This window comes from Rhodococcus sp. DN22, from assembly GCF_036669995.1.
GTDB classification, from domain to species: Bacteria; Actinomycetota; Actinomycetes; order Mycobacteriales; family Mycobacteriaceae; genus Rhodococcus_F; species Rhodococcus_F erythropolis.
Genome location: NZ_CP133326.1, coordinates 3933685 through 3958167, shown reverse-complemented (window position 1 = coordinate 3958167; position 24483 = coordinate 3933685). Strand labels below are relative to the sequence as shown.

The 24483-nt window shown below is 63.8% G+C and carries 24 protein-coding genes; 14 read left to right on the top strand and 10 right to left on the bottom strand.

Going from position 1 to position 24483, the window contains the following annotated elements:
- Window positions 1-22 precede the first annotated feature (22 nt).
- Window positions 23-1003, top strand: a complete 981-nt coding sequence (locus tag RA302_RS18035; RefSeq protein ID WP_256261723.1) for an ABC transporter substrate-binding protein — start codon at window positions 23-25, stop codon at window positions 1001-1003.
- Window positions 1004-1059: 56 nt separating this feature from the next.
- Here RA302_RS18035 and RA302_RS18030 read toward each other — a convergent pair whose 3' ends face one another.
- Window positions 1060-3018 (bottom strand): glycoside hydrolase family 15 protein, encoded by a 1959-nt coding sequence (locus RA302_RS18030; RefSeq protein ID WP_338477378.1) that lies wholly within the window; start codon window positions 3016-3018, stop codon window positions 1060-1062.
- 82 nt (window positions 3019-3100) lie between these two features.
- Between RA302_RS18030 and RA302_RS18025 the strand changes: the two genes are divergently transcribed.
- The 6 genes from RA302_RS18025 (at window position 3101) to RA302_RS18000 (ending at window position 7453) form a co-directional block, all read left to right on the top strand.
- Window positions 3101-3307 (top strand): hypothetical protein, encoded by a 207-nt coding sequence (locus RA302_RS18025; protein ID WP_003944489.1) that lies wholly within the window; start codon window positions 3101-3103, stop codon window positions 3305-3307.
- A 123-nt stretch (window positions 3308-3430) separates the two neighbouring features.
- Entirely contained in the window at window positions 3431-3520 is a 90-nt protein-coding gene (locus RA302_RS18020; protein WP_309599318.1) for an Ms4533A family Cys-rich leader peptide, read from the top strand.
- Window positions 3521-3716: 196 nt separating this feature from the next.
- Window positions 3717-4748: a sulfate ABC transporter substrate-binding protein gene (locus tag RA302_RS18015; RefSeq protein ID WP_003944569.1), complete on the top strand. Its 1032-nt coding sequence runs from the start codon at window positions 3717-3719 to the stop codon at window positions 4746-4748.
- Window positions 4749-4755: 7 nt separating this feature from the next.
- On the top strand, window positions 4756-5604 hold the full coding sequence (cysT, locus tag RA302_RS18010; protein WP_070161078.1) for a sulfate ABC transporter permease subunit CysT: 849 nt from the start codon (window positions 4756-4758) through the stop codon (window positions 5602-5604).
- Window positions 5601-6407: a sulfate ABC transporter permease subunit CysW gene (gene cysW, locus RA302_RS18005; RefSeq protein WP_003944503.1), complete on the top strand. Its 807-nt coding sequence runs from the start codon at window positions 5601-5603 to the stop codon at window positions 6405-6407. Before cysT ends, cysW begins: the two co-directional genes overlap by 4 nt.
- The gene (locus RA302_RS18000) at window positions 6404-7453 is read left to right on the top strand and encodes a sulfate ABC transporter ATP-binding protein (protein WP_007731046.1); all 1050 of its coding nucleotides are present in this window, start codon (window positions 6404-6406) and stop codon (window positions 7451-7453) included. The genes cysW and RA302_RS18000 overlap by 4 nt, the downstream gene beginning before the upstream one ends.
- A gap of 125 nt (window positions 7454-7578) precedes the next feature.
- On the opposite strand, the gene RA302_RS17995 is transcribed toward RA302_RS18000, so the two are convergent.
- From RA302_RS17995 to RA302_RS17965, 7 genes are all read right to left on the bottom strand, one after another.
- Window positions 7579-8475 (bottom strand): universal stress protein, encoded by an 897-nt coding sequence (locus tag RA302_RS17995; protein WP_003944544.1) that lies wholly within the window; start codon window positions 8473-8475, stop codon window positions 7579-7581.
- Window positions 8476-8530: 55 nt separating this feature from the next.
- The gene (locus RA302_RS17990; protein WP_042450193.1) at window positions 8531-9307 is read right to left on the bottom strand and encodes a DUF998 domain-containing protein; all 777 of its coding nucleotides are present in this window, start codon (window positions 9305-9307) and stop codon (window positions 8531-8533) included.
- Window positions 9308-9401: 94 nt separating this feature from the next.
- Window positions 9402-10157, bottom strand: a complete 756-nt coding sequence (locus RA302_RS17985) for a sirohydrochlorin chelatase (protein WP_070161080.1) — start codon at window positions 10155-10157, stop codon at window positions 9402-9404.
- Window positions 10158-10161: 4 nt separating this feature from the next.
- Window positions 10162-11448: a GTP-binding protein gene (locus RA302_RS17980; protein ID WP_058039406.1), complete on the bottom strand. Its 1287-nt coding sequence runs from the start codon at window positions 11446-11448 to the stop codon at window positions 10162-10164.
- Entirely contained in the window at window positions 11448-12383 is a 936-nt protein-coding gene (gene cysD / locus RA302_RS17975; RefSeq protein ID WP_007731054.1) for a sulfate adenylyltransferase subunit CysD, read from the bottom strand. The genes RA302_RS17980 and cysD overlap by 1 nt, the downstream gene beginning before the upstream one ends.
- On the bottom strand, window positions 12380-13093 hold the full coding sequence (locus RA302_RS17970; protein ID WP_003944488.1) for a phosphoadenylyl-sulfate reductase: 714 nt from the start codon (window positions 13091-13093) through the stop codon (window positions 12380-12382). Before RA302_RS17970 ends, cysD begins: the two co-directional genes overlap by 4 nt.
- Window positions 13090-14820 carry a nitrite/sulfite reductase gene (locus tag RA302_RS17965; protein WP_007731056.1) on the bottom strand — a complete coding sequence of 577 codons (1731 nt, stop codon included), beginning with the start codon at window positions 14818-14820 and terminating at the stop codon, window positions 13090-13092. The genes RA302_RS17970 and RA302_RS17965 overlap by 4 nt, the downstream gene beginning before the upstream one ends.
- 502 nt (window positions 14821-15322) lie before the next feature.
- Between RA302_RS17965 and hemW the strand changes: the two genes are divergently transcribed.
- Window positions 15323-16549, top strand: coding sequence for a radical SAM family heme chaperone HemW (gene hemW / locus RA302_RS17960; protein ID WP_054831429.1), 1227 nt, complete (start codon window positions 15323-15325; stop codon window positions 16547-16549).
- 35 nt (window positions 16550-16584) lie between these two features.
- Window positions 16585-17205 (top strand): hypothetical protein, encoded by a 621-nt coding sequence (locus RA302_RS17955; RefSeq protein WP_042450282.1) that lies wholly within the window; start codon window positions 16585-16587, stop codon window positions 17203-17205.
- Between the two features lie 3 nt (window positions 17206-17208).
- Here the strand turns inward: RA302_RS17955 and RA302_RS17950 are convergent, their stop codons facing one another.
- Window positions 17209-17532 (bottom strand): type II toxin-antitoxin system VapB family antitoxin, encoded by a 324-nt coding sequence (locus tag RA302_RS17950; RefSeq protein ID WP_003944521.1) that lies wholly within the window; start codon window positions 17530-17532, stop codon window positions 17209-17211.
- A gap of 157 nt (window positions 17533-17689) precedes the next feature.
- On the opposite strand from RA302_RS17950, the gene hrcA reads away from it, so the two are divergent.
- The 5 genes from hrcA to RA302_RS17925 all read left to right on the top strand — a co-directional run bounded on the left by hrcA (window position 17690) and on the right by RA302_RS17925 (window position 22882).
- Window positions 17690-18733 (top strand): heat-inducible transcriptional repressor HrcA, encoded by a 1044-nt coding sequence (gene hrcA, locus RA302_RS17945; RefSeq protein WP_003944583.1) that lies wholly within the window; start codon window positions 17690-17692, stop codon window positions 18731-18733.
- Between the two features lie 80 nt (window positions 18734-18813).
- Window positions 18814-19965 (top strand): molecular chaperone DnaJ, encoded by a 1152-nt coding sequence (dnaJ, locus tag RA302_RS17940; RefSeq protein WP_058227187.1) that lies wholly within the window; start codon window positions 18814-18816, stop codon window positions 19963-19965.
- Window positions 19966-19967: 2 nt separating this feature from the next.
- Window positions 19968-20729 carry a 16S rRNA (uracil(1498)-N(3))-methyltransferase gene (locus tag RA302_RS17935; protein WP_003944495.1) on the top strand — a complete coding sequence of 254 codons (762 nt, stop codon included), beginning with the start codon at window positions 19968-19970 and terminating at the stop codon, window positions 20727-20729.
- Between the two features lie 123 nt (window positions 20730-20852).
- Window positions 20853-22091, top strand: a complete 1239-nt coding sequence (locus RA302_RS17930; protein ID WP_003944568.1) for an Ig-like domain-containing protein — start codon at window positions 20853-20855, stop codon at window positions 22089-22091.
- A 14-nt stretch (window positions 22092-22105) separates the two neighbouring features.
- Window positions 22106-22882 (top strand): alpha/beta hydrolase, encoded by a 777-nt coding sequence (locus tag RA302_RS17925; protein WP_070161082.1) that lies wholly within the window; start codon window positions 22106-22108, stop codon window positions 22880-22882.
- Here the strand turns inward: RA302_RS17925 and RA302_RS17920 are convergent.
- A complete protein-coding gene (locus RA302_RS17920; RefSeq protein WP_338477366.1) occupies window positions 22874-24478 on the bottom strand; it encodes an MFS transporter in 1605 nt (534 codons plus the stop codon). The two genes, RA302_RS17925 and RA302_RS17920, sit on opposite strands and share 9 nt — an antisense overlap.
- Window positions 24479-24483: the final 5 nt, after the last annotated feature.

Genomic DNA, 24483 nt, shown 5'->3' with positions numbered 1-24483 from the left:
GAGGAGTATTTTCGTGCGTGCGATGAAGTTTTCGACGGTAGCTCTCTTGGGAGCGCTGGTCGTAGGTATCAGCGGATGTTCGTCCTCGGACGCCGACGAGATCGCGGACGGTCGGGTGACCACGATCGACCACAAGTTCGGCGCCACCACGATCACCGGGACGCCGACGCGCATCGTCGCGGCCGACACCCAGTGGCTCGACGCTCTGCTCGAACTCGGAATCCAGCCGGTGGGGTACCTGGCTGCCGGCCCGATGGGCGACGAGCGTGGTCTGTTCCCGTGGGAGAGTGGCGTGGACGCGTCGGCGAAGGAACTCGATCGCTCGGCGATCCAGCAGTTCGGTGTCCCGCTCAAAGCTGAAGAAATTGCAGCCTTGGATCCCGATCTGATTCTCGGCGGGTTCTCCGTCGCCGATCAGGACGATTTCGACCAGTTGAGCAAGATCGCTCCGACAATTGCCGGTCTGTCCGACGTCCAGGTCGATCCGTGGCAGGACCAGGTGGAGATTCTCGGCCGGGTTCTCGACAAGGAGTCGCGAGCCGACGAGATCGTCGAGGCGACAAACGGGCAGATCGATGCGCTCGCACAGCGGTTGCCGGGGCTGAAGGGTAAGACCGCTCTTTTGTCGCAGTACGTCTTCCCGACGTCGCAGTTGGTGATCGTCGCTGATCCCAAGGACGGTGCTTCGGGACTGTTCACGCGTCTGGGAATGTCGTTGCCGCCCAAGCTGGTCGACGAGGCCGGTGTGACCGGTGGCCGGCTGATACTCAGCCCGGAACGGGTCGACGCTCTCAGCGCCGACGTCGTGGTGCTGCTGCCCAACGGCGGGTCGCTCGACGACATGATGAAGCTGCCGGGGTTTGCCGACCTGCCTGCAGTCAAGGGTGGCGGATTGGCCATCGTCGACTATCCGACTGTTGCCGGCCTGAACACTCCGTCGTCGCTGTCGCTGAAGTACTCGCTCGAATCGATCACGCCGCAGCTCGAAGCGGTGGCCGGCTAGACCTGCTGTGCGCCTTTATTAACCGCGGGCGGTTAATAAAGGCGCACAGCAGGGGTCTAGGTCGCGTTGTGCGCGGGCTGGAAAGCTCCGGCTTCGGCAGCTTCCTCGGCGCGGATCACGTGGACCACGGCGTTGATCAGCGCCAGGTGTGTGAACGCCTGCGGGAAGTTACCCAGATGGCGACCGGTGTGCGCGTCGATCTCCTCCGCGTACAGCTTGAGCGGGCTCGCGAACCCGAGCAGACGCTCGCAGAGATGCTTTGCCCGATCCAGTTCGCCGATCTCGACGAGGGCGGACACCAACCAGAAGGAACAGATGGTGAACGTTCCTTCTTCACCGCTCAATCCGTCGTCGGTGGTGTCGACGCGATAGCGCAGGACCAACCCCTCTTCGGTGAGCTCGTCGGCGATCGCCAGCACCGTTGCCCGGATGCGCGGATCGTCGGCCGGCAGGAAGCGCAGCAGCGGTGCCAACAAGAGCGACGCGTCGAGTGAATCGTGGCCGTACCGCTGTGTCAGAACTCCGCGCGAGTCGACACCGTGCGCGAGGATGTCGGCCTTGATGTCGTCGGCGATGGCCGTCCATTGCTGTGCAAAGCTCTTCTCGCCCTGCATCTCTGCCAGCTTGGCGCCGCGATCGAGAGCGACCCAGCACATGATCTTCGACGACGTGAAGTGCTGCGGTTCACCGCGCACCTCCCAGATCCCGCGGTCGGGCTGGCGCCAATGCTTGATCGCTTCCTCGACCTGCTTCTTGAGTAGCGGCCACAACGCCTCGGGGACGCGCTCGCGGGTACGGATGTGGAGGTACACCGAGTCGAGCATGGTGCCCCAGATGTCGTGCTGCTGTTGATCGAACGCCCCGTTGCCGATACGCACCGGACGGGCGCCGTCGTAGCCGGACAGATGGTTGAGTTCGGATTCCTCGAGCGTGCGCTCGCCGCCGATGCCGTACATCACCTGCAAGGGATGTGGCTGACCGTTGTCCGAACTCGACACGTCGTAGATGAAGTTGAAGAAGTCGTTGGCCTCACGGTCCAACCCGAGCGTGTAGAGGCCCCACAGTGCGAAGGTGGAATCGCGAACCCACGCGTAGCGATAGTCCCAGTTGCGTTCTCCGCCTGGTGTTTCCGGTAGCGAGGTCGTCGAAGCCGCGAGTAGGGCTCCGGTCGGTGCGTAGGTGAGCCCCTTGAGTGTGAGCGCACTGCGCTGTAGGTATCCGCGCCACGGGTGATCGGGGAACTTGCCGATCGTCACCCACTCACGCCAGGACTTGGACGTCTGCCACATCTTGTCGGCGGCCTCGTCGAACGTCTGCGGCGCGGGAAGATCCGACCACGAGAGCGCGACGTACACGTTGTCGCCTTCGACCAGTCGCGTCCGCGCTCGTGCTTCACGACCTTCCAGACCCAGTCGTAGGTCGGTGGTCAAGCGCAGAGTGGGATGGTCTCCGGGCTTGGCGGAGCGACACGTTGCCGTTGCTTCCTCGTAGACCTTTCCGGTGTACTCCCAATTCGCCGTGCCACGGTGATAGTCGAACGCGGGCTCACAGCTCATCTCGAGTTCGACGGTGCCGCTGACGCATTTGACCGTACGGAGAAGGGTGTGTTCGGCATCCCAGTCGGTCGGTGTGCGCTTGTGCGTGTTCGATCGCTTGTCGACGTTGTGCCAGGGACCGAGAACCAGGGCGTCGCGGACGACGAGCCAGCCGGTCTCGGTCTGCCAGGTGGTCTCGAGAATGAGTCCACCCGGCAGATAGCGCCGAGCGGCCGGCACGTTCTGGCCGTAGGGGCCGATACGGAAATGGCCTGCGCTGCGGTCGAGGATGGCACCGAACACGCTGGGGGAGTCCGGGCGGGGAACGCACATCCACTCGACAGATCCGTTACGGGCAATCAGGCACGAGGTTTCGCAATCGGAAAGAAACGCATAGTCGTCGATCGGGGGAAAGCTGCTTCGATGGTGACCCGTGGAGGCGGGAGGAATCGTCTGCACCACTTCGTCGTCAGCACTCATTCGGCCATCATCCGGCCAGAATCGGCACACGTCCAATCCACACGCTGTCGGGACCGTATCGTCCGAAGGATAGGGTGTTGGCGTGGATCGGATTGCGGATTGGTGGGACAGCTTCGAGCTGTGGATGGCGGGGCTCCCGTTCATCCCGCAGGTCGCGTTGGTCCTGATCGTCGTCGTTCCGCTGTGCCGCCTGGTGGCCATCGGTCTGGATCGCGCGTTGGCCGCCGTTCTCGCTCTGCCGCTCTTCGGCTGGTTGCGTAGGAATTCTCGAGAAGTAGAGGAAAGCTGATGCCCCGCTCACGGGTCACTCTCGCCCTGATAGCCCTGATTCTCCTCGTGATCGTCGCGTGGCTTCTCACCCGTTAGTTCTCCCGATTAGAGCGGGCGCCGGTGCTCTGCTAAAGTCCACCGCGTGTCCGAAGCAACAGCTCCCGTAATCCGCCACCAGTTGGCGTTGATTGCTGTCGGCATGCTCGACGTCGCTGACGTCGCCTGTTGTTGATTTCCTGAGTTCGACCTCTCCGGTGGTGCTGCGCACCCCACTCGAACTTCTCTGCGCGTAACTCGCGCCCCCGATTCAGGGCTCATCGCCCGTCGGCTCTCCATGTCTGAACATCCCGATGGAATCAGCCCCAGAGGTCTCGGACTTGTCGTTTGACCAACCCTCGTTTGTCAGTCCTTTCAGGAAGGTATCTGCAATGAAACGCCGTTCCCGCACACTTCTCACTGCTATCGCGACCATGGGGGCCGTGGTACTCACAGCGTGCAGTGGTGGCTCGAGCGACACCGTGGGTGGTGACAGCGCCGCCAGCGACGGTAGCGCCGGCACGATCAACCTGTTCGCCTACGCCGTGCCGAAGCCTGGCTTCGACAAGCTCACCGCAGCCTTCCAGGCGACCGACGAGGGCAAGAACGTCAACTTCAATCCTTCCTACGGCGCCTCGGGCGACCAGTCGCGCAAGGTGAAGGACGGCGCCGAGGCAGACTTCGTCAACTTCTCCGTCGAGCCCGACATCACCCGCCTGGTCGATGCCGGTCTGGTCGATCAGAACTGGAACCAGGACGCCTACAACGGAATTCCGTTCGGATCGGTAGTCACCATCGTGACGCGTCCGGGGAACCCGAAGGGCATCAAGGACTGGGACGACCTGCTTCAGCCCGGCCTCGAGGTCGTCACGCCGAACCCGTTCAGCTCCGGCTCGGCCAAGTGGAACCTCTTGGCGCCGTACGCCGCGAAGAGCGACGGTGGCAAGAACCCGCAGGCGGGTCTCGATTACGTCACCGCTTTGGTCAACGACCACGTCAAGATCCAGCCCAAGTCGGGACGCGAGGCTTCGGAAGCCTTCCTGCAGGGTAGCGGTGACGTTCTGATCAGCTACGAGAACGAAGCACTGTTCATCGAGGGCAACGGCGACCCGGTCGAGCACGTCACCCCGCCCACGACCTTCAAGATCGAGAACCCGGTTGCCGTGATCTCGAACAGCAAGGTCCTCGACAAGGCGACCGCGTTCAAGGACTACCTGTACACGACCGAGGGTCAGACGCTCTGGGCCGAAGCAGGATTCCGTCCCGTGGATCCCGCCGTCGCTGCCAAGTTCACCGACAAGTTCCCCGAGCCGACCAAGCTGTGGACCATTGCAGACCTCGGCGGCTGGAAGGCCGTGGACAGTGCTCTGTTCACCAAGGACACCGGTTCGATCGCAGTGATCTACGACAACGCGACCAAGTAAGACTGACGTGACTGACACTATTGACCCCACCCCCGTGGCTCGTCGGCGAAAACTCGCGCGGGTCACGGGGAGTGTGGGGCCGCTCGGAATCGGAGTGGCCACCCTGTGGCTCTCCGTGATCGTTCTGCTTCCGCTCGCCGCGTTGACCGCCACCGCGTTCGACGAGGGGATCTCCGGATTCTGGGACGCCGTCACCGCACCCGTCGCCTTGGCGTCGTTGCGCGTGACGTTGTTGGTCTCGGTGATCGTGGCACTGATCAACGTCGTGATGGGCACGATCATCGCGTGGGTGCTGGTCCGGGACGACTTCCCGGGCAAGCGCATCGTCAACTCGATGATCGATCTGCCGTTCGCGCTACCGACCATCGTGGCATCGATCGTGCTGCTGTCCCTCTACGGCCCGCAGTCACCGATCGACGTCCACCTCAATGCAACCCAGCCCGGACTGATCGTGGCATTGGCCTTCGTGACCTTGCCGTTCGTGGTTCGCTCGGTGCAGCCGGTGCTGATGGAGGTCGACCGCGAAGTCGAGGAAGCCGCTGCATCGTTGGGGGCTTCCAACTGGACGATCTTTCGTTCCGTCGTTCTTCCGACGCTGGCGCCTGCCGTCATCTCCGGCGCGGGGCTCGCATTCGCCCGAGCGATCGGTGAATACGGCTCGGTCGTTCTGATCGGCGGAAACATCCCACGCGTGACACAGATGACGTCGCAGTACATTCAGCAGCAGATCGAGATCGATCGTCCGACCAACGCCGCTGCCGTCTCGGTAGCGTTGCTGGCCATCGCATTCGTGACGCTGTTCGTCCTGCGAATCTTCGCCTCGCGAGGACAGCGACGTGAGGAGAGTTCCCGATGAACGTGTCCAGAGGATCGAAGATCGGTCTGCGGACCATCGCTCTCGTCTACCTGTTCGTGTTGCTGGTCGTGCCGATCGGTGTGATCCTGACGCGAACGTTCGAGAACGGAATCGGCCCGTTTCTCGAATCGATCACGACACCGGCAGCGATCTCCGCGTTGAATCTTTCGCTGATCATCGTGGCGATCGTGGTCCCGATCAACGTCGTGTTCGGTGTGGTCACCGCTCTGGCACTCGTGCGTGGTCGGTTCCCGGGCCGCGGAGTTCTGCAGTCGGTGGTCGACCTGCCCTTCGCAGTCTCGCCCGTCGTCGTCGGTGTGTCCTTGATTCTTCTGTGGGGTGCCAACGGTTGGTTCGGCGGCATCGAATCGTTGGGGTTCAAGGTCATCTTCGGGTTGCCAGGCATGGTGATCGCGACGATTTTCGTGACGCTGCCCTTCGTCGTCCGGGAAGTCGAACCCGTACTTCACGAGATCGGCGACGAGCAGGAACAAGCGGCCGCGACGCTCGGTGCCTCGGGCTGGCAGACGTTCTGGCGGATCACCTTGCCCGCGATCCGTTGGGGCCTGACGTACGGAATCGTGTTGACGGTGGCGCGTTCGCTCGGTGAATTCGGCGCAGTCATCATGGTCTCTTCCGGCTTCCCGGGGGTATCCCAGACACTGACGTTGCTGGTGCACTCGCGATACATCGACGACCACAACACCTTTGGTGCGTATTCGGCGGCAACGCTGCTGATGGGCATCGCCATCATTGTCCTGTTGCTGATGACGCTGCTGGACCGTAAGAGGAGCACCACATGATCACAGTGACCGGGGCCCGCAAGAACTACGGTGATTTCGCGGCGCTCGACGACGTGACGGTCAACATTCCCTCGGGTTCGTTGACGGCATTGCTCGGGCCCAGTGGCTCGGGAAAGTCGACGTTGCTGCGTTCGATCGCAGGGCTCGAAGAACTCGATTCGGGAACCATCACCATCGCAGGCAAGGACGTCACCGGCGTGTCGCCGCAGAAGCGTGACATCGGTTTCGTGTTCCAGCACTATGCGGCGTTCAAGCACATGACGGTGCGGGACAACGTGGCGTTCGGGCTCAAGATCCGCAAGCGCCCGAAGCCGGAGATCGAGAAGAAGGTCAACGAACTACTGGGGATCGTCGGTCTCGACGGCTTTCAGCATCGGTACCCCGCGCAGCTTTCCGGTGGTCAGCGTCAGCGCATGGCGTTGGCGCGCGCTCTGGCGGTGGATCCACAGGTGCTCCTGCTCGACGAGCCCTTCGGCGCGCTCGACGCGAAGGTGCGTGCCGACCTGCGCACGTGGTTGCGTCGCCTGCACGACGAGGTGCACGTCACCACCGTCCTGGTCACCCACGACCAGGAAGAGGCTCTCGACGTCGCCGACCGCATCGCGGTGCTGAACAAGGGGCGGATCGAGCAGATCGGTGAACCTGCCGACCTGTACGACCGCCCGTCCAACGACTTCGTGATGTCCTTCCTCGGATCCGTCGCGAAGCTCAACGGGCAGTTGGTCCGTCCGCATGACATCCGTCTCGGCCGCGATCCGAGCATGGCTCTCGCGCAGGAATCCGGAACGGCCGAGTCGCTCGGCGTCACACGCGCAACCGTCGAGCGCGTCGTGTACCTCGGCTTCGAGGTTCGAGTGGACCTGCGCAACGAGGCAACCGGCGAGCTCTTCTCGGCTCAGGTCACGCGCGGTGACAGTGCAGCGCTGCACCTCGAGGCGGGGGAGACGGTGTACGCGCGTGCTACCCGGGTGCCGGATCTGCCGGAGACCCCGGTGTCGACGCCGGTGCAGGAGCCGGTCACGGTGAGCGTGGTCGGCCAGGTATGACCCGCTCGCCCTGTTTGACCTGTTGTACCCCCACTCCTGTTTGAGCGAACGGCACTTTCGGCCTCCTGATGGCGCCGAAAGTGCCGTTCGCTCAGAGTTGGGGGCCGGGCAACAGCGAGACGAGTTCAGCCCTCTCGGCAGACGAGGACCGGGCATTGGGCGTGGTGGATGAGGCTCTGACTGGTCGATCCGACTATCGACGCCATGAACGGGCTGCGGCCGTGGCTACCGACGACTACGAGTTGCGCTTCCGCCGAGTGCTCGAGCAGTGCCTTCATCGGTCCGCTGCGCTGGACACTGCGGGTGACTTCGACATCGGGGTACTTCTCCGTCCAGCCGGCGAGGCACTCGGACAGCAGTGCATGCTCATGCTGTTCGTACGGTCCCCAGTCGACGAAGCGCCTGGCTTCGGAATACCCGCCCAGCGAGGCGTGCTCGTTCCACGTGTGGACCGCAACCAAAGGTGCGCCGAGGAACGCGGCAAATTCGAAGGCATGCGCGACGGCGAGTTCGCTGAGCTTGCTCCCGTCGACGCCGACGACGATGGGCCTGGTGTCGGCCATCGCGTGATCACCCGTACCGCGGAATACGGCCACGGGACAGTGCGCGCGGTTGACCACCCGAATGGTGTCGGATCCGAGAAACACGGACTGCATTTCGCTGGTGCCGGCCTGACCCAGTGCAACGATGCGAGCCGACTTCGAGAGTTCGACGAGTGTGGTTGCGGGAGTACCGGTCACGAGGCCACGTTCGACGGTGACGTCGGTGTGATCATCGCGGATGGCGTCCTCGGCCTCGTCGAGCAGTTTTGCACCCTCGACGCGAAGGTGGTGGTCGAACATCTCTTCGTCGGTGACGTTGGTACCTCCACCGGACTCGGGTTGTCCTGGCAGCACGTGGGTCAGGCGAAGTGGTTCGTCGAATCTCTTTGCAGCCGAAGCTGCCCACCTCGCGGCGTTGACCGCGCTTGCCGAGCCGTCGATACCGGCCACGATTCCGTGTCGAACAGATGCACTGGTCATGGAAGTCTCCTCGCGTCGCCTCCCTACCAGTGTGTCCCTGCTCACCCCCGGTTCGCTACAAACTCGTCAGCTTCCGCGGTGCGAGAACGTCGGTAGGCACAGCCGCGCGAGATCGACGCGGGCGCAACGACAACAGAGCGGTGATGAATCCGTTACCGGACAGTGTCAGTTCCACGTTCTTCAACACGGTTCGGCGCATCAACGCAAGCAGGGCTGCGACGCCGGTGACGGCCATCCACATAGGCAGCGGGTACAGCGTCAGGCGTTCACCAAGGCCGAAAGTGAGGGTTCGTCCGAGAAGCAGTACGGCACCGACGATTCCGGTAGCCGCGCAGAGCCCTGACCACACTGCGATCCATTTGCTGTGCTTCCAGAATTGAATTGCCATGAGGACGAGAACGGCATGACGTGCGACGAAGCCGGGAAGTACGGCGGTCCAATGAACGAAGGTCCCGTCGTTCGCCGGGAAGAGGCCGGTGGCCGCGGTGCTCAATGCAACGACGACGGCAAGACCGAGAATCCACTTCTTCGCACGACCGTCCGGAATGTACTTGTGCAGCAAGGCTGCACCGAGGATGGTGAGCGCACCGAGGATCATGAAGGCCGCGTTCATCACGTCGTGCATCGGCGAACACGAATCCACGCTGCATGTCGTCACGCCCAGCGAACTGATGGAGTCGCGCGCGAAGCTGTACGGCGTCTTCCATGCTCCGGCTGTGAAGATTTCGACAAGCAGGTAGAGCACCGACAGGACCCATGCGATGCCGGCTGTGCCGAGGCGAAGATTGTGAGTGATGGTGTTCCCTCTCGCGGCGCTCTGAGGGGATTGCACCCAAAGATCTGTTTCGCAGGCGAAGGAGGTACCTTCGCGAGCTGGACAGATCCAACACTACGGTAACAATCTGATAACGGCCTGTGAAACCGGATCAGGCGGAGCGGACCAGACGGTCGGGTAGTGCATCAGCGACTTGTCGGTAACGGTCGATCATCGTTTCGATCAGTAGAGAGTGCCCACCGATCGTGTCGGCGAAACGCGCGCGCGGACATGCAGTTGCTGCGGCAGCGCTGAGTCGATCGGTCAGTAGGCCGGGAGCCAAGAACCACGGTGCGACGACAACACGTTCGGCGCCGTCCTGCTCGAGTGCGGAGATCGCCTGGGCAACTGTCGGTTCCGCGGATGTCGCGAAACAGATTCGAACGCCCGACCAGTTGGTTCCGCCGAGGAGAGTGGACGCCAATTCTGCGGTCGCGGCATTGGCGCGCGCATCGGACGAGCCGACTGCCGCAAGAGCGACACCGACCGACGGATCGTCCGGCCGGGCACCCGCTTCGAGAATTCGCTCGCGTACTGCCTCGATCAGCCGAGCATCGCGACCCAGTACGTCTGCTTGGAACACGGTCAACTGGGGGTGGCGTGTCGCGGCAGCGGCCAAGAGTCCGGGCAGATCTACCCGGGCGTGGAAGGCATTGCCCAGCAGCATCGGAACAACAACGGCGTGAGTGTGGCCGTCGTGTGCAACTCCGTCCAGGACCTGATCGATGGACGGTGCATTGAGGTCGAGAAACGCCAGCCGGACATCGAGGTCTGGCCGGACTTCACGAAGAGCTGTCACAGCAGCCGCGATCACCCGAGCAGAGCGGGGATCACGGCTGCCGTGCGCAACAGCGATGAGCGGAACCATCGACTTAGACGCGCTCGCCCAATTCGACAGCGGAAATGACGTCGCCCACCAGGCCGGCTGCGAGAGTGTTTCCACCAGCGGGATCGATCAGCAGGAAGCTGCCGGTGTGGCGGTTGACGGCGTAGTCGTCAGCCACGATCGGCTCGGCCACCCGGATGGAGATCTTGCCGATCTCGTTGAGCTCGAGCGTTTCCGGGCCCTGATCCGTGGTGAGGTCCTGCTCGTTGAAGCGTTCCACCAAGCTGCCCACGATGGCCTGCGTCGTTCGCGTGCCGTGCTTGAGCAGCAGACGTGCACCGGGGCGCAGCGACTTCTCGGCCAGCCAGCAGACAGTGGCGTCGAATTCGCCGATCGGCTCGGGTGCGTCGGACGGCGATGCGATGGTGTCGCCGCGTGAGACGTCGACGTCGTCGGCCAGGATCAGCGTGACGCTGCGTCCGGCGTGGGCGACGTCCAGTTCGCCGTCGGCCGTGTCGATACGTGTGACGGTGGTGCGCGTACCCGAGGGCAGGATCACCACTTCGTCGCCGGGCACGACGGAACCTGCAGCGACCTGACCGGCGTAGCCGCGGTAGTCGAGGAACTCTGCGGTGCGGGGGCGGATCACGTACTGCACCGGGAAACGCAGACCGACGCGATGCGGCTCGGCGTCGACCGGAATCGACTCGAGGTGCTCGATCAGCGTGGGGCCGGTGTAGTACGGGGTCTTGTCGGAGCGGATGGCGACGTTGTCACCGTGCAGTGCCGACACCGGGATCTCGACGACGTCTTCGCTTGCCCAGCCCAGTGAGCTGGTGAGTTCGTTGAACTCGGCGGAGATCGAGGTGAAGACCTCTTCGGGGTTCTCGACGAGGTCGATCTTGTTCACGGCGAGAACGAGCTTCGGGACACCGAGCAACGCGAGAACCGCTGCGTGCCTGCGAGTCTGCGCGATGACGCCCTTGCGAGCATCGACCAGCAGGATCACGAGCTGAGCCGTCGAGGCACCGGAGACGGTGTTGCGGGTGTACTGCACGTGGCCCGGTGTATCGGCAAGCACGAAGGTGCGCTTGGGGGTCGCGAAGTAGCGGTACGCCACGTCGATCGTGATGCCCTGCTCACGCTCGGCGCGCAGTCCGTCCACCAGGAGTGAGAGGTCAGGGGTGTCGAGACCGCGGTCCACCGACGCACGGGTCACGGCGTCGATCTGGTCGGCGAGAACGGATTTCGTGTCGTACAACAGGCGGCCCACGAGGGTGGACTTTCCGTCGTCGACGCTGCCGGCAGTTGCCAGTCTGAGCAGATCGCTCATCAGAAGTAGCCCTCTCGCTTGCGGTCTTCCATGGCCGCTTCGGAAACTCGGTCGTCGCCACGGGTCGCGCCGCGCTCGGTCAAACGTGATGCCGCAACCTCGGCGAGGATCGCTTCGTTGTCAGCCGCATCGGAGAGAACAGCACCGGTGGTCGAACCGTCGCCGACGGTACGGTAACGCACCGAAAGGGTCTGCAGCTCTTCGCCGTCAGCCGGCCCACCCCAGACTCCGGGGGTCATCCACATGCCGTCGCGCTGGTACACCGGACGCTGGTGGGCGTAGTAGATGCTGGCGAGTTCGACGTTGTCGCGGGCGATGTAACGCCAGATGTCCAGTTCGGTGAAGTTGCTGAGCGGGAAGACGCGCACCTGCTCGCCGGGGGAGTGGCGACCGTTGTAGAGGTTCCACAGCTCCGGGCGCTGCTTCTTGGGATCCCACTGGCCGAAAGCGTTGCGCAGTGAGAAGATCCGCTCCTTGGCGCGTGCCCGCTCCTCGTCGCGACGAGCGCCACCGAAGACGGCGTCGAAGCGATTCTCCGAGATCGCGTCCAGCAACGGCACGGTCTGCAGAGGATTGCGGATACCGTCGGGACGCTCGGTGAGGCGGCCGTCCGCGATGTACTCCTCGACGCTGGCCACGTGCAGGCGCAGGTTGTACTTGGCCACCACGTGGTCGCGGAAGTCGAGGACTTCCTGCAGGTTGTGGCCGGTGTCGACATGCAGCAGGGTGAACGGCAACGGCGCAGGCCAGAAGGCCTTGATCGCCAAGTGCAGCAGCACGGTGGAGTCCTTACCGCCCGAGAAGAGAATGACCGGGCGTTCGAATTCGCCGGCCACCTCTCGGAAGATGTGGATCGCTTCGGACTCGAGGGCGTCGAGAGTATCGAACTGTGTGCCGTCGAGCTGAGGCCGTGAAGGTGTCAAGTCAACTGTCATGATGCGTGCAACCCGCATTCTGTCTTGGAGGCACCGGCCCAACGACCGCTACGCGGATCGCTGCCGGGGGCTGGCTTGCTGGTGCAGGGTGCGCAGCCGATGGACGGATATCCCTCGTCGACAAGGGGATTGACGAGGATGGAATTGGTGTCGATGTAGTTCTGCATCTCCTCGTCCGACCAGGGAGCGATCGGGTTGATCTTCACGAGTCCGAAGGCTTCGTCGAAGGAGATCAGGGGAGCGTTGGCGCGGGTGGGCGCTTCGACGCGGCGGATGCCGGTCACCCACGCGCTGTACCCGGACAGTGTCTGCTTGAGCGGCGCGACTTTGCGTAGTGCGCAGCAGCGGTTGGGATCACGGGCGAACAGATCCTTGCCCTCGGCGACATCCTGCTCGGCGACGCTTGCCAGCGCACGAGCGTTGATGACGTTGACGCCGTACACCTGCTCGACCGCGTCACGCGTGCCGATGGTTTCGGGGAAGTGGTAGCCGGTGTCGAGGAAGAGGACGTCGACGCCCGGATGCACCTGTGCGGCAAGGTGAACCAACACCCCGTCCTGCATGTTCGACGCCACGATGTACGAGTCACCGAACGTGTCCTCGGTCCACTGCAACAGTTCCTGCGCGCCGGCTCCGTCGAGTTCTACTGCACCGCGCTCGGCGATGGACCGAAGCTCGTCGGCAGTTGCTCGCGAAATGTCCACTGTCATCGCAAATCTCCTTCGTCTGCGCGCACTGCCCATTCGGCGAACCGTTCACCTTCGTTGCGGTTCTTGACGAACTGACGTACGACGCGGTCGATGTAGTCACCCATCTCGACGCTGGTGACCTTGTGCTGGCGCAGCTTGCGTCCGAAGGCGCTGTCGAATCCGAGGCTGCCTCCCAGGTGAACCTGGAAACCCTCGACTTGATTCCCCTCACCGTCGTCGACGAGCTGGCCCTTGAAGCCGATGTCGGCGATCTGCGAGCGAGCGCAGGAGTTGGGGCAACCGTTGATGTTGATGGTGATCGGCACGTCGAGCTGGCTGTTGATGTCGGCGAGACGCTGTTCGAGTTCGGGCACGAGCACCTGCGAACGCTTGCGGGTCTCGGCGAACGAGAGCTTGCAGAACTCGATGCCGGAGCAGGCCATCAGGTTCTTGCGCCAGTGTGACGGTCGGGCGGGAAGGCCCAGCGCGTCGAGATCGGCGATGAGCGGCTCGAGCGTCTCGTCGGCGACGTCGAGGATGATCAGCTTCTGGTACGGAGTGAAGCGGATCCGGTCGCTGCCGGCCTTCTCCGCGGCGTCGGCGACCTGAGCCAGGATGTCTCCCGAGACGCGGCCGGCGATCGGAGCGAAACCGACTGCGTTGTGGCCGTTGCGGGTCTTCTGGATGCCGACGTGATCGATCGGGCGCTTGGGCTTCTCGGGCGCGGGGCCGTCGATGAGCGGGCGCTCGAGGTACTCGGTCTCGAGAACCTCGCGGAACTTCTCGATACCCCAGTCCTTGACGAGGAACTTGAGCCTGGCCTTCGCGCGCAGACGGCGGTAGCCGTAGTCACGGAAGATCGAGACGACGCCCTCCCAGACATCGGGGACCTCGTCGAGCGGAATCCAGGCGCCGACGCGCTGCGCCAGCATGGGGTTGGTGGACAGTCCGCCGCCGACCCAGAGGTCGAGGCCCGGGCCGTGCTCGGGGTGGTTCACGCCGATGAAGGCGATGTCGTTGATCTCGTGAACGACGTCCTGCTGGCCGGAGATGGCGGTCTTGAACTTGCGCGGCAGGTTGGAGTACTTGGGGTCGCCGATGTAGCGGCGCACGATCTCGTCGATCGCCGGGGTGGGATCGAGGACCTCGTCGAGCGATTCGCCGGCCAGGGGAGAACCGAGGACGACGCGGGGGCAGTCACCGCACGCTTCGGTGGTCTTGAGTCCGACGGCTTCGAGGCGCTTCCAGATCTCCGGAACGTTCTCGACCTCGATCCAGTGGAACTGGACGTTTTCGCGGTCGGACAGGTCGGCGGTGTTCCGGCCGAATTCCTTCGAGATACCGGCGATGGTGCGCAGCTGCTCGACGTTGAGAGCGCCGGCGTCGCAACGCACGCGCATCATGAAGTACTTGGCCTCGAGCAGGTCGATGTTCTCGTCGCCGGTGAAGGTGCCGTCGTAGCCTTCTTCGCGCTGGGTGTAGAGACCCCACCAGCGGAAGCGGCCGCGAAGGTCGCCCTTGTCGATGCTGTCGAAGCCCTGCTTGGAGTAGATGTTCTCGATGCGGGCCCGAACGTTGAGCGGGTTGTCGTCCTTCTTGGCCTGCTCGTTGGCGTTGAGCGGCTCGCGGTAACCGAGGGCCCACTGACCTTCGGCGCGACGCTTGGCGGGACGCGCAGCGCGTGCAGGCCGGGCTTCGGCAGCTGCTGCCGAATCGGCGGGTGTGGCGGCGTCGGTGGTCGACGTCATCGATGAACTCCTGGATCTGGGCGGTTGATCGGCACGCGGCACGCACTATCGATGAACTGTGGCGGTGTCTGATCGGGACGCACCGGTCCGTGTCGGAAATCGAGGGGGCTGTCCTCGGTCTCGGAAAGCTCGCGGCCGGCAGGTGTGCTCACGAAAACGAACAGCTGGAGAAGCTGCGTCCCTGAAAAGGCATGTCTCTGCAGAGAGTGTTTCGGTGAAGCAGATGGAGATGAGCGGGAAAGGCTGGAAGATCAGTGAAAGATCAACAGCTACACAGGTGCAGACACGACGAGCTGCACACACGCTTGAAGTCGACATGGCGACGCGCCACAAGTCGCACTCCGAGTCCGGTCATGCGGACCATTGTGCCACGTCAACTCGATAATTCCGACTCGGGCGCATATTTCCACGAAAAACGGGGGAAATATCGAGTTCAAGCCACGTGCCGACCTGCATCGCAGGCTGAATAGGTGTGCGTTCCGGATGCTGGGACACTGGAGGCGTGAATGCCACCAGCACGACTCCCACTCGACAGAGCGAGGCGACGCCCTTCGCCTTGCCCGCGCGATCGCTCGAGGGTGTCGGGAAACGGCCGTTCGGGATCTACATCCACGTCCCGTTCTGTGCCACCAGGTGTGGGTACTGCGATTTCAACACCTACACGGCCGGAGAGCTCGGAACTTCCGCCTCGCCGCAGTCGTGGTTGGAAGGTCTGCGGCGCGAACTCGATCTCGCGGCCGAGATGACGGGCGCCCCGGCGGCGGAGACCGTGTTCGTGGGCGGTGGAACGCCGTCGCTGCTCGGTGGTGACGGATTGGCCGACGTGCTGTCGGCGGTGCGGAGCAGCTTCGGCCTGGCGTCCGGCGCCGAAGTGACCACGGAATCGAACCCCGAATCGACGTCGCCGGAGTTCTTCGGTGCTCTCCGCAGCGCTGGATTCACCCGGATTTCCCTCGGCATGCAGTCGGCCGCCCAGCACGTTCTGAAGATCCTCGACCGCACGCACACCCCAGGTCGCGCCGTCGCTGCCGCGAAAGAGGCTCGCGCAGCTGGTTTTTCGCACGTGAATCTCGATTTGATCTATGGAACCCCGGGGGAGCGCGATCAAGACCTGGACGCCTCACTCGATGCGGTCCTCTCCGCCGATGTCGATCACGTCTCGGCCTACGCGTTGATCGTCGAGGACGGCACCGCCATGGCTCGCAAGGTCAGGCGCGGCGAGTTGCCCGCCCCGGACGACGACGTGCTGGCCTCGCGGTACGAACGAATCGATTCACGCCTGTCCGAGGCAGGCTTGCGGTGGTACGAGGTCTCCAACTGGGCAAAGGCGGAAACCGCGGACTCCGGTGACACCCGGTGTCGTCACAACCTCGGCTACTGGGACGGCGGTGACTGGTGGGGTGCCGGTCCGGGCGCGCACAGCCACGTCGGCGGAGTGCGGTGGTGGAACGTCAAGCACCCGGCGCGGTACGCGGAACAGTTGGCGCTCGGTGAACTTCCCGTCGGCGGCAGCGAAGAACTGACCGCCGAGGACGAACACATGGAGCGCGTCATGTTGACCGCGCGGTTGCGTACGGGACTTCCGTTGTCGGAACTGTCTGCATCCGAACGTCTTTCGGCCGAACAGGTGGTAGTCGACGGGTTGGCTGTGATCGAGAACGATCACGTGGTTCTCACCGACCGTGGTCGCCTGCTCGCTGATGCGGTGATTCGCACGATCCTGACCTGACGCGCAACCATCCTTCGCCGCGTAATGTGGCCGTGGTGGCCATCATTCATCGTGCGCAGCTGAATCCGTCCAAGAACGACCTGCTCCGAGCGTGGGTGCCCAAGCAGCCGTGGCTCGGGTCGGTCGACTGTTCGACGCTCGAACGCGTCGACGCCTATCGTTTCGACGACCCGGACGGTGAGGTCGGAATCGAGACGCACCTGATGCGCTCTGCCGACGGTCGAATTCTTCAGGTCCCGCTCACTTATCGTGGTGCTCCGCTGGACGGGGCGGAGACCGCGCTGATCGCGACCATGGATCATTCGGTACTCGGCGAACGGTGGGTGTACGACGCATGCTGTGATCCGGTCTACGTCAGCGCGGTGGCGACCGCGATTCTGACCGGTGGGGCCGGAGTCGAACTGGTCTTCGCGGACACCGCCGATCGCATCCCCGTGACGGCTCACGTAGTAGGCAGCGGTACGGCCGGCGCTTCCGTACCGGCAGTCGAATCCGTGACCTGCTCGACAGTCGGCACCGACACGATCATCCGCGCGGGAGATCTGGAATTGACTGTGGTGAGAGTGATCGACGCAGATCGAGTCTCGGGCTCGGCGACGCTCACCGGAACCTGGCCGGGGCAAACGACACCTGCGTTGCTCGTGACTATCGCGTGAGCGTCAGCGGACTCCCTCGATGACACCGGGCATCGCGTCGAAGTCGAAGACACGCGCGTGCAGCACGACGCGGTTTCGCAGGGCCGAACGAACCGCTCGGTGCAGACCGTCCTCGAGGTAGAGAGTGCCGCGCCACTGCACTGCGTGCGGGAACAGATCGCCGTAGAAGGTCGAGTCCTCCGACAGCAGGCGATCGAGTTCGAGGACCTTCGTGGTGGTCACGATCTCGTCGAGTCGAACCTGACGTGGAGGGAACTTCGACCAGTCGCGTAGAGACAGTCCGTGATCGGGATACGGTTTGCCGTCCATCACGCCTTTGAAGATCATGTGCCGCCTTGTCCATGGTTGTGCGATCGACCTTTCGCCGATCTCACTCCACAGTAAGGGCAACAGCCGTCTCTGGCGCTCGGGCGATTAGACTGCCAGTGGAAACCGATGTGTAAATGTCGGTGTTCGTTCTTTTCAGGAAACGGAGGTGGCAACGATGTCGAGTACCGACGACAGGCGTTTCGAGGTCTTACGTGCAATCGTGGCCGATTACGTCTCCACCCAGGACCCGGTGGGATCCAAGGCACTGGTCGAGCGTCACAACCTCGGAGTGTCGAGCGCCACTGTGCGCAACGACATGGCATTCCTCGAGGCCGAGGGCTACATCGCCCAACCGCACACCAGTTCCGGCCGCGTCCCCACCGACAAGGGATACCGCGAATTCGTCGATCGCATCGCCGACGTCAAGCCCATGTCCGGGCCCGAGCGTCGAGCGATCCTCGAGTTCTTGGAGTCGGGTGTCGATCTCGACGACGTTCTGCGTCGTGGTGTGCGACTGCTCGCGCAACTGACCCGTCAGGTCGCGGTTGTCCAGTATCCGTCGCTGTCCGCGTCGTCGGTTCGCCACCTCGAGGTGGTCGCGTTGACGCCGGCGCGCCTGCTTCTCGTTCTCATCACCGATTCCGGCCGCGTCGATCAGCGAATCGTCGAACTCGGAGACGTCCTCGAAGACGAAGACCTTTCCCGGTTGCGCACGCTTCTCGGCGGAGCACTGGAAGGCAAGCGCCTGGCCGCCGCGTCGATTGCCGTGGCGGAACTGGCTGACGAGTCTCCGGCCGACCTTCGCGACGCCGTGATCCGCTCGGCAACGGTTCTGGTCGAGACCCTGGTCGAACATCCGGAAGATCGTCTCGTTCTGGGCGGAACCTCGAATCTCACGCGCAACGCCGCCGATTTCTCCGGTCTGGCCGGCTTCCCCGGTTCGCTGCGCGCAGTGCTCGAAGCACTGGAAGAGCAGGTAGTGGTCCTCAAACTGCTCGCTGCGACGCAGAACTCCGGCACGGTCACCGTTCAGATCGGTGAAGAGACGCAGGTCGAACAGATGCGCGGAACCTCTGTGATTTCGACTGGCTACGGCGCGGCCGGTACCGTTTTCGGTGGTGTCGGTGTGCTCGGACCCACTCGGATGGACTATCCGGGAACAATTGCATCGGTTGCCGCCGTTGCCAGATACATCGGCGAAGTTCTCTCCGAGCGATGAAGGACGTCGACATTCGTCGGCACGCCTCTTCGCGAGGACTGAGGAAAACCTAGAAGTAAGAGAAGGACGAGAGACTCAACGTGGCACGGGATTACTACGGATTGCTCGGCGTCGACAAGAACGCGACAGACCAGGAGCTCAAGCGCGCTTACCGCAAGCTGGCACGCGAACTGCACCCGGACGTCAACCCTGACGAGGCGGCGCAGGCCAAGTTCAAGGAGATCTCGACGGCCTACGAGGTCCTGACCGACCCGGAGAAGCGTCGCATCGTCGATCTCGGCGGAGACCCGCTCGAGTCCGGTGGTGGCGGCGGTGGTGGCTTCGGCGGCGGATTCGGTGGCGGCGGCCTCGGCGACGTCTTCGAAGCATTCTTCGGCGGCGGTGGCGGCGCAGGTCGTGGGCCGCGCGGTCGCGTTCAGCCCGGAGCCGACTCGTTGCTTCGCACCAAGCTGACCCTCGCAGAATGTGCGACGGGAGTCAGCAAGCACGTGACCGTCGAGACGGCCATTCTGTGCGACAGCTGCACCGGAGCCGGAACCAACGGCGACTCCAGGCCTGTCCGCTGTGAGACCTGCAACGGTGCCGGCGAAGTTCAGTCCATCCAGCGCTCGTTCCTCGGTCAGGTCATGACCTCGCGTCCGTGCCCGACGTGCCGCGGTGCCGGTGAGACCATCCCGGATCCCTGCCACAAGTGTGGCGGCGACGGCCGAGTTCGGGCCAAGCGTGACATCACCGTGAAGGTTCCCGCGGGCGTCGCCGGTGGCATGCGCATCCGTTTGACCGCGCAGGGTGAAGTGGGCCCGGGCGGCGGACACCCCGGCGACCTCTACGTCGAGATCGTCGAGCAGCAGCACGATGTCTTCGTTCGAGACGGTGAAGACCTGCACTGCACGATCCGCGTTCCGATGGTCGACGCAGCGCTCGGTACGACTGTCACCGTCGACACCATCATCGACGGCCCCAAGGAAATCACCATCGAGCCAGGCACCCAGCCCGGACACGTTGCTGTTCTTCGCGGTCATGGCATGCCGAAACTGCGGTCGGGAGTGCGCGGCGACGTGCACGCTCACCTCGAGGTGGTCATCCCGAGCCGTCTCGATCACAAGCAGTCCAAGCTGCTCAAGGAATTCAAGCTGCTCCGCGATCGTGACGAGGCCGAGGTTGTCTCGACGGCCTCGCAGAACAGCGGTGGATTGTTCTCGCGTCTTCGCGAAGCATTCAGCGGCCGCTGACGGTGGCCGCGACGGTCTTCTTTCTCGACCCGGTTCCCGGCGTCGGTGAAATCGCAGTTCTGGACGGACAGGAGGGTCGCCACGCGGCCACTGTCCGCCGGATCGGCGTCGGTGAGCGATTGGTGTTGGCCGACGGCCGTGGCCGGGTGGCCGACGCCGAGGTGACGAGCGTCGGCAAGGACCGCCTGGAACTGTTGGTCAGTGACGTTCAGGTTCTCGAGCAGCCCAAGCCGTTGGTGACCCTCGTTCAGGCACTTCCCAAGGCCGAGCGTTCCGAGTTGGCCGTCGAACTGGCGACCGAGGCGGGGATCGACGCGGTGATCCCGTGGCAGTCCTTGCGTTGTGTCGCCAAGTGGGAGGGCCCCAAGCTCGCCAAGGGCGTCGCACGCTGGCGAAGTGCGGCAGTGTCTGCGGCAAAGCAGTCCAGACGCGCGTTCGTCCCGGAAATTGCGGAACTGCACAAGACGCCGGCGGTGATCGCGTTGGTTCGTGACGCCGTTGCCCGTGGCGCTGTGGTTGCGGTGCTTCACGAATCGGCGACGACGCCGTTGGCCGGTTTGCCGCTGGCGAGCGCGGACGAGGTATTTCTGGTTGTCGGTCCCGAAGGTGGGCTGGACGATTCGGAGATCAGCGCGTTGTCGGAGGCCGGGGCCACTCCGGTGCTTCTCGGCCCGACGGTCCTGCGCACGTCGACCGCCGGGGCTGTTGCTCTGGGCGCGATCGGAGTGCTGACCGATCGCTGGGGACCACGGCCACTGCACTGATCTTGTTGTGATCCCGAGCTGAATCGGATCCGGCGCTCAGCGAAGTGTCAGATTTGCGCACTATCGTAAGGACGTCGGGGGTCGCCTTCGGCGTGAGTTGGTTCGGGGATTTCAGGAGGCCAGATGTTGTCACGTGCGCATATGCGAATCGTTGGAGCGGTGTGTGCCGCGGCGGCGTTGATGCTCGTCGCGGGGTGCACGGTCTCCACCGGAGACAACACGGGTTCCTCCAGCAGCGCCGTCACCACTACCCCGACCAGCGAGGCTCTCGTCACCGTCACCCCGGCGGACGGCGGAACTCCGGTGAGTCCACTCGACCCCATCGAGGTCCAGGTCGCGAAGGGAACACTGACGACCGTCGCGCTGACCAACCCCGAGGGTAAGGAAGTCGCCGGTATCACCACGCCGGACAAGACGTCCTGGAAACCGAGCGAACCACTCGGATACGGCAAGACCTACAAGCTGGTCGTCGACGCCGTCGACGCGAATGGTGTTGCCACGACCAAGAACACGACGCTGACCACCGTCGCGCCGAGTAACCAGACCCGGGCGTACATCAACACCACCGGTGGCGCCTCGATATCGGACGGTGGCACGTACGGTGTCGGCACCGTCGTCGCCGTTCATTTCGACGAGTTGATCGGTGACAAGGCCGCGGCCGAGAAGTCTCTGCTGGTCACAACCAATCCGCCCGTACAGGGATCGTGGTACTGGGTCGACGGTCAGAACGTTCATTGGCGACCGCAGAACTACTACGCACCAGGCACGACGGTCTCGGTGAACGCGAACATCTACGGCAAGCAGCTCGGCAACGGACTGTACGGCCAGCAGGACGACACCGTGTCCTTCAAGATCGGCGACTCCCACGTCTCGGTCGCCGACGACAACACCAAGATGGTGACCGTCTACGAAAACGGTCAGGTGATCAAGGAAATGCCGACCTCGATGGGAATGGGCGGCACCGAGACGATCGGCGGCACGACGCTCTCGTTCTGGACCCAGCCCGGCACGTACACCGTGATGGACAAGGCCAATCCCGTCATCATGGATTCGTCGACCTACGGTCTGCCGATCAACTCGCGCCTGGGCTACAAGGAATCCATCAACTGGGCCACCCGCATCAGCACGGACGGTATCTATCTTCACGAGTTGGAGAGCACCGTCTGGGCGCAGGGAAACACCGACACCTCGCACGGTTGCCTCAATCTCAGTGCGGCCAATGCCAAATGGTTCTTCGATTTCTCGCAGCCGGGAGATGTCGTCGAGATCAAGAACACCGGCGGCGCTCCGCTGGAGGTGTGGCAGAACGGCGACTGGACCCTTTCCTGGGCAGACTGGGCCGCAGGCAGCGCCCTCGCCTGAGATAGATTTCCTCGGTGCCTCGATTCAAGATTCCGTACGGCCGACACGAGCAGCAGTTCGGGCATCTCTACGTTCCCGACGGAGTCGCTGACGGCCCGATCCCGGTCGTCATGCAGATCCACGGCGGCTTCTGGAGCGGGCAGTACGGATTGACTCTGGGCACCGCATTTGCCGTCGAACTCGCGCGGCACGGCGTCGCGGTGTGGAACATCGAATACCGCCGTCTCGGGGCGGGCGGTCGTTGGCCGGAGATGTCCGCCGACGTGAAAGCCGCGTACGACGAAATCCCCGGACTGGTTGCCGGGAAGTCCTCGGCCGAATTGGATCTGAATCAGATTCGCTTGCTCGGGCATTCGGCCGGAGGACATCTTGCAGTGTGGCTGGCGGGGGAGAAGGACACGTTCACCCGGCCTGAACGGGTCATCGCACAGGCGGCCGCACTCGATCTGGCGTCGGCAGGCGAGCGTGGACGACGGATCAGCTTCATCGAGGATCTGTTCGGCGTTCCGTTCGACGCGGACCCGGATCTGTATCGCAGTGCGTCGCCGCAGCATCGATTGCCGATCGGCGTCCCCGTTGTGTGCGTCACGGGTGCGGAGGACCTGCAGGTGCCGGCCAAGGTGAGCTCCCGGTACGCGAAAGCCGCGGAAGCGGCTGGTGATCCCGTGGCACTGCGTGTGATCGAGGGCGAAGGACACGACGCATTTCTCTCACCCTCGTCCGAGTCGTGGCGGGTCTCCCGCGAGTTGGTTCTCGCCGAAGACCCGCTGGCTCCGAGCACGTCAGACTGACGCGGGGTCGACTTCCACAGGGGCCTTCTTGCCCGGCAGGATGAACGCCACGACAACTGCCCCCACGAACAGTGCAAGACCGCCCGCCCAACTGGCCGCCGAAATCGCGTCGGCGTAGGCACTGCCTGCGGCGTCGAGCAACGGCCCTGCCTGAGCTGCAGCCAACGGGTTGCCTGCCATCTCTTCGGCGACCAACGAAGCGCCGCCGACGGATTCGCCCGACACCTCCATCGCGTACGCGGCCTGTTGTGCAATTTCGCCCGTCAACTGCGGAACCTGCATTCCACCGATGAATCCGGCAATCGAATCCTTGTAGCTCGCAGCGAGGATCGAGCCGAGGATCGCGATACCCAGCGAGCCGCCGAGTTCGATGGCGGTGTCGTTGAGGCCACCCGCAGCACCGAGATCGTCCTCGGAGAAGTTGTCCATGATGGCGTCGGTGGCCGGCGGTTCGCTGAGACCGATGCCCAGGCCGAGCAGGATCAGTGGGACTGCGAACATCCAGTAGCCCGAATCGCCGTCGACCTGCGTGAGAATCAGAACGCCGATCGTGGCGACCACCATGCCGCCGACGATGGATGCCCGGACGCCGATCAGCGGAGTGATCCGCCCACTGACAACGGCGCCGATCGAAACGGCAATTGCCAAGGGCAGCAGACGAACACCGGTTTCGAGTGCGCCGTAGCCGAGGATGAACTGGAACTGCTGTGAGATGAAGTAGATGGCGCCGAAGGCGGCCAGGAACAGCAGAAGTACGGCGAGCGTCGCGCCGCCGACCATTCGCTGGCCGAGCTTACGGACGTCGAGCAGTGGCTGCGGGTGACGCAGTTCCCAGACGACGAACGAGACGAGGCCGATCGCAGCGAGTACCGCGGCACCGATGGGTCCGCCGGTCCACCCGAAGTGGAATCCGTTGATGATCGAGTACACGAGCGAGCCGATGGTGACCACCGAGAGTGCGCCGCCGATCCAGTCGATCCGGCCCAGGTGCTCGGCCTTGCTCGGCGGCACCAGAATTACGGCGGCGACGGCAGCGACTGCGGCGATCGGGACGTTGATCAGGAAAGTGATGCTCCAGGAATGACTGTCGAGAATCCATCCGGCCAACAGCGGACCGAGTGCAATCGCGAGACCCGACGTCGCCGCCCACGCCGCGATGGCGCGTGATCGCTCCGCTTTGGGAAAGGTAGCGACCAGAAGCGAAAGCGTCGCGGGCATGATGATCGCGGCGCCGACGCCCATGATCATTCGTGCCGCGATGACGGCGTTGGTGGTGTCCGCGATGCTGCCGAAGACGGCGCCGCCGGCGAACACGGCGAGTCCGGCGAGAAGTGCGCCGCGGCGACTGTACTTGTCACCGATCACGCCGAACAGCAGCATCAATGCGGCGTAGGGGACGGTGTAGCCGTCGATGACCCATTGAAGTTGCGTGCTGGTGAGGCCGAGGTCTCTGGTCATGTCCGGCGCCGCGACGATCAGCGCGGTATTCGCCATCACGACGATCAGCAGACTCAGGCACAACACCCCGAGCGCGGCCCACCGCCGTGAGTACGGCTGGTCCATCTCCGAGACAGGTTTGCTCATGAGTGTCGTCATGACGC

Excerpts from the sequence above, each read along its gene's own strand:
- RA302_RS18035 (WP_256261723.1), top strand. The coding sequence starts at position 23 with ATGAAGTTTTCGACGGTAGCTCTCTTGGGAGCGCTGGTCGTAGGTATC.
- RA302_RS18030 (WP_338477378.1), bottom strand. The coding sequence starts at position 3,018 with ATGAGTGCTGACGACGAAGTGGTGCAGACGATTCCTCCCGCCTCCACG.
- RA302_RS18015 (WP_003944569.1), top strand. The coding sequence starts at position 3,717 with ATGAAACGCCGTTCCCGCACACTTCTCACTGCTATCGCGACCATGGGG.
- cysW (WP_003944503.1), top strand. The coding sequence starts at position 5,601 with ATGAACGTGTCCAGAGGATCGAAGATCGGTCTGCGGACCATCGCTCTC.
- RA302_RS18000 (WP_007731046.1), top strand. The coding sequence starts at position 6,404 with ATGATCACAGTGACCGGGGCCCGCAAGAACTACGGTGATTTCGCGGCG.
- RA302_RS17995 (WP_003944544.1), bottom strand. The coding sequence starts at position 8,475 with ATGACCAGTGCATCTGTTCGACACGGAATCGTGGCCGGTATCGACGGC.
- RA302_RS17985 (WP_070161080.1), bottom strand. The coding sequence starts at position 10,157 with ATGGTTCCGCTCATCGCTGTTGCGCACGGCAGCCGTGATCCCCGCTCT.
- RA302_RS17980 (WP_058039406.1), bottom strand. The coding sequence starts at position 11,448 with ATGAGCGATCTGCTCAGACTGGCAACTGCCGGCAGCGTCGACGACGGA.
- cysD (WP_007731054.1), bottom strand. The coding sequence starts at position 12,383 with ATGACAGTTGACTTGACACCTTCACGGCCTCAGCTCGACGGCACACAG.
- RA302_RS17970 (WP_003944488.1), bottom strand. The coding sequence starts at position 13,093 with ATGACAGTGGACATTTCGCGAGCAACTGCCGACGAGCTTCGGTCCATC.
- RA302_RS17965 (WP_007731056.1), bottom strand. The coding sequence starts at position 14,820 with ATGACGTCGACCACCGACGCCGCCACACCCGCCGATTCGGCAGCAGCT.
- RA302_RS17950 (WP_003944521.1), bottom strand. The coding sequence starts at position 17,532 with ATGATCTTCAAAGGCGTGATGGACGGCAAACCGTATCCCGATCACGGA.
- hrcA (WP_003944583.1), top strand. The coding sequence starts at position 17,690 with ATGTCGAGTACCGACGACAGGCGTTTCGAGGTCTTACGTGCAATCGTG.
- RA302_RS17930 (WP_003944568.1), top strand. The coding sequence starts at position 20,853 with ATGTTGTCACGTGCGCATATGCGAATCGTTGGAGCGGTGTGTGCCGCG.
- RA302_RS17920 (WP_338477366.1), bottom strand. The coding sequence starts at position 24,478 with ATGACGACACTCATGAGCAAACCTGTCTCGGAGATGGACCAGCCGTAC.